Consider the following 9,743-nt stretch of genomic DNA (forward strand, 5'->3'; position numbering starts at 1 on the left):
CCGGAACGGGTTTGAGCCGGTGCGGTCCAAGAGAGAGCGCCGTCCGGCTCGCCTGTTCCCGCTCTCCTTAAGGCTTCCTTCATGACCGACCTTTCCCCGATCGCGGCCGACCAGGTCGCGCCGATCTCGCCTGTCCGCGCTCCCGAGAAAGCCAGCGTCATCATCGTTGCCGCGGAGCAGCTCCTCCCGCATCTCGAACGTGGCCGATGCATCGACGCCGCAATCCTGCGGGCCGCGATGGAAGCGGCCTTCGGCGCATCCGATGCTGCGGGCGCCTGGGATTGGAAGATGGCCTACGACGCCTGTGAGGCCGCTACCGTCCTGTTCCTCCGCAAATATGGAAAGGCGCTATTCCGCAAAGCCGACTCTCCGGCTTCACGACTTTCCGCTTTAGACAAGATCGCGGGCCTTCTGCCGACGCACACGCGCCGCTCTGTCGAGAGCGAGACCTTCCAGCAATTCTCGACGCCGATCCCGCTCGGCCTCGCCGCTTTGACTGCGGCCGCCGTCACGTTAGCGGACCGCGTGCTGGAGCCGTCCGCAGGCACCGGCCTGCTCGCCATCCTCGCCGAGATCGCCGGCGGCGCGCTCGTGCTGAACGAGCTGGCCGAGACCCGGGCGAAGTTGGTCTCTACCCTCTTTCCGGCCATCTCCGTCACGCGCTTCGACGCTGCTCAAATCGACGATCACATGGATCCTCCGATCGTTCCGAGCGTCGTGCTGATGAACCCGCCGTTCTCGGCGATGGCGAATGTTTCCGGCCGCATCGCCGACACGGCGTACCGTCACATCGCCTCGGCCCTGGCGCGTCTCGCCGATGGCGGCCGGCTGGTGGCAATCACCGGCGCAAGTTTCTCACCCGAAGCCTCGGCCTGGCGTGAGGCTTTCGCCCGCTTGCAGGGGCGCGGCCGCGTGGTGTTCACCGCCGCGATCGACGGCGGGGTCTATGCCAAGCACGGCACGACGATCGAGACGCGGTTGACCGTCATCGACAAGGAGCCGGCCGATGACCCGCACGCCTTCCCGGAGTCGCCAGGAATCGCACCCGACGTCGCGACGCTGCTCCGGTGGATCGGCGAGCACGTTCCACCTCGCCTGACCGTCGCATCGACCGGCGCGTTTCCCATATCAGCCTCGCCAGAGCCTCGCACCGTGCGCGGCTATCTCGCACGGGCCACCGCACTTTCGGCCAAGGCGTCGATCACCGATCCCGAATCCGTCGACCTCGCCTATGAGACGATCGACTGGACGCCGCCCGAGGGCGCGCGCCTCAGCGACGCCATCTACGAGGAATACCGGCTGCAGTCGATCCGGATTACCGGCGCGCAGGCGCACCCGACCAAGCTGGTGCAGTCGGCCGCGATGGCCTCGGTCGCCCCACCGAAGCCGAGCTATCGGCCCCGGTTGCCGGCGAACCTCGTCACTGACGGCATCCTCTCTGACGCCCAGCTCGAGACGGTGATCTATGCCGGCGAGGCACATGGCGACCATCTCGCCGGTGCCTGGACGGTGGACGAGACCCTCGACCTCGTCACCGCCGCCCGCGATGATGCGCCGAACGCTGTCCGCTACCGTCGGGGCTTCATGCTCGGCGATGGCACTGGCGCCGGCAAGGGTCGTCAGTCGGTTGGCATCATCCTCGACAATTGGCTGAGGGGCCGGCGCAAGGCGGTCTGGATTTCCAAGTCCGACAAGCTGCTCGAGGACGCCCAGCGCGACTGGTCGGCACTCGGTATGGAGCGTTTGCTCGTCACACCGCTGTCGCGCTTCGTGCGAGGGCGGCCGATCCTTCTCACCGAAGGCATCTTATTTTTAACCTACGCTACGCTGCGGTCCGACGACCGCGGCGAGAAGCTTTCGCGCGTTCGTCAAATCGTTGAATGGTTGGGCTCCGATTTCGACGGTGTCATCATTTTCGACGAGAGCCATGCCATGCAGAATGCCGGCGGCGGCAAGGGCGAGCGGGGCGATGTCGCCCCCTCGCAGCAGGGTCGTGCGGGCTTGCGCTTGCAGCACGCATTGCCCAACGCCCGCATCGTCTATGTTTCGGCGACCGGCGCCACCACGGTCCACAATCTCGCCTACGCCCAGCGGCTCGGGCTCTGGGGCGGGGAGGATTTTCCGTTCGCCACGCGCGCCGAGTTCGTCGAGGCGATCGAGGACGGTGGCGTCGCGGCGCTGGAGGTCCTGGCACGCGACCTGCGCGCGCTCGGCCTCTACACCGCCCGCTCGCTCTCCTACGACGGTGTTGAGTATGAACTGGTCGAGCACCAGCTCACCGACGAGCAGCGCCGGATCTATGACGCCTATGCTGGCGCGTTCGCCATCATCCACAATCACCTCGAGGCGGCGATGCAGGCCGCCAACATCACCGGCGAGACCGGCACGCTCAATCGCCAGGCCAAATCGGCCGCGCGCTCGGCCTTCGAGTCGGCCAAGCAGCGTTTCTTCGGCCATCTGCTCACCAGCATGAAGACGCCGACCCTGGTCCGCTCCATCGAACGGGATCTGGCCGATGGCCATGCCGCGGTAATCCAGATCGTGTCGACCGGCGAGGCGCTGATGGAACGCCGGCTCGCCGAGATCCCAACTGAGGAATGGAATGACGTCCGCGTCGACATCACGCCGCGCGAATACGTGCTGGATTACCTCGCCCATTCCTTCCCGGTGCAGCTCTACGAGCCCTTCACCGACAGCGAGGGCAATCTCTCGTCCCGGCCCGTATTCCGCGACGGCCAGCCGGTCGAAAGCCGCGAGGCCGTCGCCCGCCGGGGTGAGCTGATCGAGCGGCTCGCTTCGCTTCCACCTGTTCCCGGGGCGCTCGACCAGATCGTACAGCGTTTCGGCACAGAGCTCGTAGCGGAAGTGACTGGACGTTCGCGGCGCGTGGTGCGCAGGAGTGACCGCCTCGCCGTCGAGAACCGTGCCGCCTCCGCCAATCTCGCCGAGACCGCCGCCTTCATGGATGACCTGAAGCGCGTGCTTGTATTCTCGGACGCTGGCGGCACCGGGCGCAGCTATCACGCCGAGCTGTCAGCGCGGAACCGGCGACTGCGCGTCCACTATCTGCTCGAACCCGGCTGGAAGGCCGACGCGGCGATTCAGGGGCTCGGTCGAACAAACCGCACCAACCAGGCGCAACCGCCGCTCTTCCGTCCGATCGCCACCGACGTGAAGGCCGAGAAGCGCTTCCTCTCGACCATCGCCCGCCGCCTCGACACGCTCGGCGCCATCACGCGCGGCCAGCGCCAGACCGGCGGCCAGGGCCTGTTCCGGCCCGAGGACAATCTGGAGAGCCACTACGCCAGAGATGCGCTGCGACAGCTCTATCTGCTGCTCGTGCGCGGCAAGGTCGAAGGCTGCTCGCTCCGGACGTTCGAGGACGCCACGGGCCTAAAGCTCATGGACGCGAACGGCATCAAGGACGACTTGCCGCCGATCACCACGTTCCTGAACCGGTTGCTCGCACTCACCATCGACCTGCAAGGGGTGCTGTTCACGGCCTTCGAGCAGCTCCTCAACGCCAAGGTTGAGGGTGCCATCGCCAGCGGCGTCTACGACGTCGGTCTGGAGACACTGCAGGCCGACAGCTTCGTCGTCACCGGCCGGCGCTCGATCTACACGCACCCTGCGACCGGCGCGGAAACCCGGCTGCTCACGATAACCGAGCGCCGTCGCAATCGCCCCATGACGCTGGATCAAGCGCTCGAGTATCTCGCCGATCCTCGCGCGGTATTGCTGGTCAATGAGCGCTCGAGCCGGGCCGCGGTGCAGATTCCGGCGCCGAGCCTCATGCTCGATGACGGCGAGATCGAACGCCGCGTGCGGCTGATCCGGCCGATGGAGCACCATCATGTTTCTCTGGCGATGATGGATGAGAGCCACTGGCAGCCGGCGGATCGCGAGACATTCGCCGTAGCATGGAACGGCGAAGTCACGGTCGTGCCGGAGTTCGCCGAGAGCACGCTCCACATTGTTGCCGGTCTGCTGCTGCCGATCTGGAAGCGGCTCCCGAACGGCTCGACGCGGGTTTATCGGCTTCAGACCGACGGGGGCGAGCGCATCATCGGTCGCAGGGTTACGTCAGCCTGGGCGGCGAACGCTTCCGTGACCGGGACCACCAGTTTGCGCCCCGATGAAGCTTACTCAGCGCTGATGGAGGGCCGAATCGTCCTTGACCTTGCCGAGGGCCTGCAGCTCCGCCGCATGCGCGTCATGGGTGCCCACCGCATCGAGCTATCCGGCTTCACCGATACGATGCGTGACCGGCTGCGCGCCTATGGCCTCTTCAGCGAGATCATCTCGTGGAAACTGCGCATGTTCGTGCGGGCCGATGCGAATGGCGCCGGGGTTTTGGCGAAGGTGCTCGACCACTATCCGATCGAGCGCATCGTCGAGCGGGAGGCGGCCTGATGGCCCGCGACAACGCCTCCGAACTGGCCCGCCGTCTCGCGCGTGACGCCGAGGCGGTGTGCCGCCATTACCTGTCCAATGGGCGGCGCCAGGGCCGTTACTGGATGGTGGGCGACGTACGCAATACGCCCGGCCGCTCGATGTTCGTACGGCTCAAGGAGTCCGCTAAGGGACCGGCCGGCAAGTGGACCGATGCCGCCTCGGCCGAACATGGCGATCTCCTCGATGTGATCCGCGAGAGCTGCGGTTTCATCGATTTTCGCGATGTCGTCAATGAGGCACGACGCTTTCTGAGTCTGCCGCGTCCAGAACTGGAGCCCAAGCCAAATCGCCTCCGATCGAGAAAATCGCCCGCGCCCCTCGGATCACCACAGGCGGCACGGCGACTGTTCGGCATGTCGCAGTCGATCCTGGGCACACTCGTAGAAGCGTATCTCCGCAATCGCGGTATTACGGCTTTGCACGAAACCGGAAGTCTGCGCTTTCACCCGTATTGCTACTATCGGCCCAACGAGCACAGTGCGACCGAGACCTGGCCGGCGATGATCGCCGCCGTCACCGATCTCTCCGGCCATCTGACCGGCGCACATCGCACTTGGCTTGACCCCGGGGGCTTCAGCGAGATGACGCTCGGCAAGGCGCCGATCGACACGCCGAAACGGGCGATGGGCGACCTGCTTGGTCACGCCGTTCGATTTGGCGTAGCTGGCGAAGTCATGGCGGCCGGGGAGGGCATCGAGACGATGCTGTCGCTCCGCTGCGCCTTGCCGACCATGCCGATGGTCGCAGCGCTCTCGGCGGCACATCTCTCCGCCATCATCCTCCCGGACACGCTCCGCCGGCTGTACATCGCCCGCGACAACGATCCTGCCGGTGACGGCGCCGTGGCAGCCTTGATCGACCGGGCGCAGGAAGCCGGGATCGAGGCGATCGTGATCTCGCCACGGCTTGGCGACTTTAACGAGGATCTTCGCCTGCTCGGATTTGACGCCCTTCGGGTCGCCAGCCGCGTGCAGGTCGTAGCGCAAGATGTTGCCCGTTTCATGGAGCTGGTGGCATAGCCGGAACAGGGTGAGGGCGACGCGGCCGCGTCTCACCGCGAGCCGCTGGTCATGCTTCCCTCGGCGCCGGAGAGGACCGCACCCACGGCCTTCTGAGAGGGCGATCGGGCGGCAAGCGGCCCGGACCGGCAACCTCGTGGGCCGACTATTTTCCGTCGGCGGCAGAGCCGCCTTTACATCGCGAGGCAAAATAGCCGGCCCCCGTCGGTCCTCCGCTCCGCTTCGGCCCTCCGCTGCGCTGCGGGTGCAAGTCCGTTCCGCCTGCCGCCTTTGTCGCCATGAAGGCCGCGATGGGCGCGGTCAATCCACCGAAGGAAAGCCGCAATGACCACGGACCACAATGATGATTTCGAGCCGCACCATGGCTCATCCCCGACCGATCAAGTCCTCCAGGAACTCCAGCTCCATGGTTATAGACCCTTCCACGACGAGCCCGATCCCCGGCCGCTTCCCGAAGCAAACGTTCTCGTCGGCAGCATCGCCGACATCTTCGACGCCCTCGTGGTGGCGCTGTCCGACACCCGCCTTGAGCCCGACCTCGAAGACCTGCTCTGGTCGACGGTGAACGTCTTCCATCGCGCCATCGACAGGATCGAGCGCGAACTCGACGACAATGAGTTGGCGCAGCAGCGGTCGCAGCGGGAGCAGGACGGCAGCGAAGTCAAGTCCGTCGAGCTGGAGCGACTAACAGCAGAAGGCCAAACGCTGATCGAGCGACGTAACACCTTCGAGCTGATGCGCGACCAGGCCGCTGACCAGTTCGAACGGCACACCCGCTCCGCTTGGCGGCCGCGCAATGGGTCTAAGGTCAACCATCGCAATCTCACGGCGGCGTTGATCGACAGTCGCGATTTCCTGGCTGCGAAGAAGCGCGCCGACAACCAGGTGCTTTTGCCGGCAGGGCCGAAGGTGGCGCTCACGGGCGGGCTCGACTTCAACGACCTCCTGCTGATCTGGGCCAAGCTAGACCAAGTCCACACCAAGCACCCCGACATGGTGCTGCTGCACGGCGGATCGCCGAAGGGAGCCGAATTGATCGCCGCCAAATGGGCCGACAACCGCAAGGTACCGCAGATCGCCTTCAAACCCGACTGGACGAAGCATAACAAGGCCGCGCCGTTTAAGCGTAACGATGCGATGCTCGACGTGCTGCCGATCGGCGTGATGCACTTCCCGGGCACCGGCATCCAGGATAATCTCGCCGACAAGGCCAAAAAGCTCGGCATCCCGGTCTGGAGGTTCGGCACGCGCGGCGCTTAAAGCGCCGCCATCTTCAGTGCTCCGGGTAGACGCAAGAATTCAAGTTTGCGGGCGCCAGAACTGGGTGCTGCAATTGTTCAGATCGCGGGTGTACGAATCGACCGTCGCCTGGAATGTTTCCGGGATCTTGTCTCCGTTACCACCTCCCCTGAAATAGTCCCTGACCGAATAGAGCGCTCCTCTCATCAGGTGCTGCCATGTTTGATAGAGTTGAGCCTGCCGATCCTGCTCCCGCTTGGCGGCACTCGGCTTTCGTTTGGGGACCGGGATCGCATAGTTGGGGCGTACATCTACGTCATGGACGAATGTTATGCTGCCGAACCTCCACTCGTCATCGAGGGTCCGGCGCCACCGATAGCTCACTCTGACACTCAGGCGTTTGTCAAAGCGGCAAGGCGGTATGATCTCGTCATCGACGTGGAAGAGCTGGCCATCCTTCTGTTCCGTTTCCAACCGGTGCTTCATAGCCTGAAGTGCGAAGGACAGGTCACGGCCCGCGCGTCGGAGGGCGTCCGCTGTTTCCGCGCGCTTTCGTGGCGCCTTGGCTTCGCGGTGTTCCGTCAAGGCCTGTTCGAAGTAATGGAGTTGCTTTGCAATGTAGGGTCCGCAGCCTGTGAGAGGGAGACGGTGCAAATCACCCAATCGTTCCCCGCGGATGGCTTGCTCGATAACCCTGTCCAGCTCGTTGGTATCGATGGCCGCAAGGACATCTTGTTGATCACGGGGGATATTGATCTCTCCCATATCGCGTATCCTCGTTCTGCCCGTTGAGGCTCGAATGATCGTGACGACTTCGGGCTGCGGACGCAGGCGAGAAGTCAGCCACAGTAAGAATCGCAATGCCTCGACAAATAATATCAGGACAAGTCTAGAAAAATCGCAGGCGCTCTTTCTTTGCTACGGTAGTCGTCCATGATGCTCAGAGGATAGATGTCCTGCTACAACGCTTCCCCTCCGTCGAACGTCAATACCTGTGCGTTGCCCTGCGGGCCGCGCTTTCGGCTGCGCCGGAACCACGACGTTGCCGTGTTTCCGCCATTCGGCTTCAATCGCTAACGCGGCCAGACGGTGGACTGCCGCGATTTTCCGCATTCAGTCCGGCTCGCCAGTCACTGCGATCTGCGCAGCGCGCGCATAGAAGGCCAGCTCGGTATCGCTCTCGATCAGCCCGTCGAGTAGCGCCTTCATGTCATTCTGGTCAGACGTCGATTGAAACGGTCCCGGCTGCCTTTCAATAGCCAGCACCGCAATGGCAAGCGCCTTCTTCACCAGATGCAGTTCGCGTCCCGTGAACTCTGCCATGGCGCCCACCTCAGCCATCGTGTCGACTCGCAAGCGCAGCTTAGCCGAACGGTCGGCGTGCCGTGAAGAGAACGAGGTTTCGGCCGCACTCGACAGTGGGCTTCGACACGGCTCCTGCCAGCGGACGCCACCCCGTTTCCATGGCGCTGATCCTTGGTCCGGCCAGGAGCCTGACGCCATCAACCCGCGAGGGGTCGGCTTACGCTGAAGCGTGCCGCCGCTTCGCCTTCGCCTACGCGGTGATTGCGGCCCCTGGCCGGACACATCGGGCGCCTGTCGCGCGGGATGGCCCGCCACAGCACAGGAGCCGGATCAATGTCTCAGTCTCTCGCTTTCGCCAATGGCTGGAGCCTCGCCACCACCCTCATGGTCTGCGTCGTCATCTTCCGGGCCGGCACCGGCGGATACGGCGTCATGCCGGCCGCTGAATACGACGGCGATCCTGCAGCCGTCGTCCACGAATTCGATCCCTTTCCATGAGGAGGGAATGCCGCAGCGTGCCGGTTCGCGAGCGGACGTCCTTTCGGATTTCCGCTCCCGATCACATTCCCTTTCGGCTATGCTCCGGCCTGCGCCGTGGTGGTGGTGGTGGAAGGCGCGACCGTCAGAATTGTATCTCGCGGAGACCACCATGATGATCCTTGGACCACCGCTTGTCATCGTCGGCATCGGCTTCTTGTGCTGGCTCATGTTCACGCTTGCCGTCTTTGCGCTGCCTTTCTTTGTCGGCCTGACGGTTGGCATCTGGGCCTTCGACACCGGTGCGGTGTGTTCGGCGGTATCTTGATCGGCAGTTCGGCGGGTGGCGCGACCTTCGGCATCGGACAATTCGCGCTCGGCTTCGTACCGTGGACGTGGTTGCGACTGCTGCTCATTCTCCTCTTCGTTGCGCCGGCAACCGTTGCCGGCTACATGCGCCACGCATGGGATCGCTCAAATGGTGATGCCGTCGGCGACCTGGCAGATGATCATCTCGGTCGTCGGCGCCATCGCGGTCAGCGTCACGGCGTTCCTGCGTTTCACAGGCGTGGCCGCGCCCGGACCAGCCGGACAAGGCCTGGTACGAGACTGATCCCGTCTCAGCGGAAGACGAGGCGGGGCCAGATCATACTTTCGATAGCTACGCGGCCGTCGCCGTGTGAAGGCGTGCTGTTGATCGGAGCGGTGAGGCTCAGACCGATCGTCTCTCGAGCCCAGCGCGAGGCGCCCGTGAACGATGGCGGGCTCAGCCACGCCCAAGCCACGGTGCAATGCCGACTGGTGTAGGTGGGGGCGTGCCGCCGAGTAATGTTCGTGGAAGCGACTGCCCGTTTTCGGTTCGCGCGGGGAGGTTTCGTTCGCCCGTTCTCTTGCCGGATCCCAAGTTGGCGCATAGGAGCCCGTCCAGATAGCTTTCTGGTTGGCGCATTTCGACACGAAATCCCGCTCATGGGGGCCTTGCGAGGTTAGCGAGCTTCACGAGGTTGTGGGCGGTGCAGATTATCGCCCATTCGGCACGCACGTTTGCCAGGCCCCGCAACAGGAACTGGCGGAAGCCGCGCGCCTGCTTGATCTGTCCGAACACCGCCTCCACGATCTGCTTTCTTAGCCGGTAGGGGGTGTCGAAGCCGCCATCGGCAATCTTTTTTCTCATCGCCTGTGTCAGCGGTCCGCCGACCTTGCCGTTGTCGGCGGTGGGGCGCTTGGCGCGTCCGGTGGCGATGTAGC

Annotated in this window: 7 protein-coding genes and 1 pseudogene; 5 read left to right on the forward strand and 3 right to left on the reverse strand. The window is 64.4% G+C overall.

Features of this window, described 5'->3' with window-relative positions; all coding sequences use genetic code 11:
• Positions 1–81 precede the first annotated feature (81 nt).
• The 3 genes from K288_RS0109465 to K288_RS0109475 all read left to right on the forward strand — a co-directional run bounded on the left by K288_RS0109465 (position 82) and on the right by K288_RS0109475 (position 6,734).
• Positions 82–4,413, forward strand: a complete 4,332-nt coding sequence (locus tag K288_RS0109465) for a strawberry notch family protein (RefSeq protein WP_027579327.1) — start codon at positions 82–84, stop codon at positions 4,411–4,413.
• Positions 4,413–5,474 carry a toprim domain-containing protein gene (locus K288_RS0109470; protein WP_027579328.1) on the forward strand — a complete coding sequence of 354 codons (1,062 nt, stop codon included), beginning with the start codon at positions 4,413–4,415 and terminating at the stop codon, positions 5,472–5,474. The genes K288_RS0109465 and K288_RS0109470 overlap by 1 nt, the downstream gene beginning before the upstream one ends.
• 324 nt (positions 5,475–5,798) lie before the next feature.
• Positions 5,799–6,734, forward strand: coding sequence for a DUF2493 domain-containing protein (locus tag K288_RS0109475; RefSeq protein ID WP_027579329.1), 936 nt, complete (start codon positions 5,799–5,801; stop codon positions 6,732–6,734).
• 39 nt (positions 6,735–6,773) lie between these two features.
• Here the strand turns inward: K288_RS0109475 and K288_RS0109480 are convergent, their stop codons facing one another.
• Complete coding sequence (locus tag K288_RS0109480; RefSeq protein WP_027579330.1) at positions 6,774–7,478, reverse strand: hypothetical protein; 705 nt, start codon at positions 7,476–7,478, stop codon at positions 6,774–6,776.
• A 348-nt stretch (positions 7,479–7,826) separates the two neighbouring features.
• The gene (locus K288_RS0109485) at positions 7,827–8,054 is read right to left on the reverse strand and encodes a hypothetical protein (protein WP_244443112.1); all 228 of its coding nucleotides are present in this window, start codon (positions 8,052–8,054) and stop codon (positions 7,827–7,829) included.
• A 297-nt stretch (positions 8,055–8,351) separates the two neighbouring features.
• Here K288_RS0109485 and K288_RS54045 point away from each other — a divergent pair, with 297 nt between their 5' ends.
• Positions 8,352–8,516 (forward strand): hypothetical protein, encoded by a 165-nt coding sequence (locus tag K288_RS54045; RefSeq protein WP_167529453.1) that lies wholly within the window; start codon positions 8,352–8,354, stop codon positions 8,514–8,516.
• Between the two features lie 151 nt (positions 8,517–8,667).
• Positions 8,668–9,108, forward strand: a pseudogene (locus tag K288_RS45100) (hypothetical protein).
• Positions 9,109–9,462: 354 nt separating this feature from the next.
• Here the strand turns inward: K288_RS45100 and K288_RS54660 are convergent.
• Positions 9,463–9,743 (reverse strand): transposase (locus K288_RS54660; RefSeq protein ID WP_027579332.1); only part of this gene is annotated, 281 nt, incomplete at its 5' end.

Source organism: Bradyrhizobium sp. Ai1a-2 (assembly GCF_000426245.1).
Classification (GTDB): domain Bacteria; phylum Pseudomonadota; class Alphaproteobacteria; order Rhizobiales; family Xanthobacteraceae; genus Bradyrhizobium.